The sequence below is a fragment of the Neisseria sp. P0009.S007 genome, assembly GCF_051962515.1.
On the sequence record NZ_JBQCVF010000753.1, the window covers coordinates 1 to 833 of the forward strand.

General features: G+C 53.9%; 1 protein-coding gene. It reads right to left on the reverse strand.

Annotated elements, in window-relative coordinates; genetic code table 11:
• A partial coding sequence (locus tag ACTHS3_RS16135) for a transcription antitermination factor NusB (RefSeq protein WP_440368524.1) occupies positions 1-833 on the reverse strand: 833 nt, incomplete at both ends.

Consider the following 833-nt stretch of genomic DNA (forward strand, 5'->3'; position numbering starts at 1 on the left):
GCATCGGCACAAGTCAAAGAGGCCTTTTGAAAGCCTAAACGGTCAAGATTGCTCTTCACCCTGTTCAGACGGCCTTCGTCTATATCCAAAGCGGTAACATGACAATCTGCCAGTTCCAAGATATGGCCTGTCTTACCGCCCGGCGCCGCACAGGCATCGAGGATGCGTTCGCCGTCTTTCGGGTTCAACAAATAAGCTGCACGTTGCGCACCAAAATCCTGCACCGACACCAGGCCGTCTGAAAAACCGGGCAGACGGCTTACCGGAACGGCTTCTTCCAACATCACGGCGTATTCGTCCAAAGCCCTGGCCGGAATGCCTTCCGCAGCCAATTTTTCCAAATAGCTTTCGGCATTGCCGTGTCGGCGGTTGACGCGTAAAGTCATCGGCGGATGCGATTGCAGCGCGGTGGTGATGTTGTGCCAATGTTTGGGATAATGGTTTCTCAAATAAGCCACCCACCACAGCGGCAAATTGTGTTTCGCCACATCGTCTTTTTTGCAGGAAGCCGCGAGCTTGTCGCGTTCGCGCAAAAAGCGGCGCAAAATCGCATTGGCAAACGAGCGGAACTGGCCGCGACCGATTTTGGCAATGCTTTCCACCGCTTCATTGACCACGGCATGAGGGGCATTACGCGTGTAATGCAGTTGGTACATCGCCGCCAAAAGCAGGCTTTCAAGTTGCGGATTGTCAATCGGCTTCTTCAGCATTTGACCAAGCATATACTTCAAACTGCCCAAATAACGCTGACAACCATAGGCAATATCCTGCAACGCGCCGTTTTCCTGCGCCGTCAGCTGCGGATGCGCCGCGCGGATTTCCGCCAAGACATC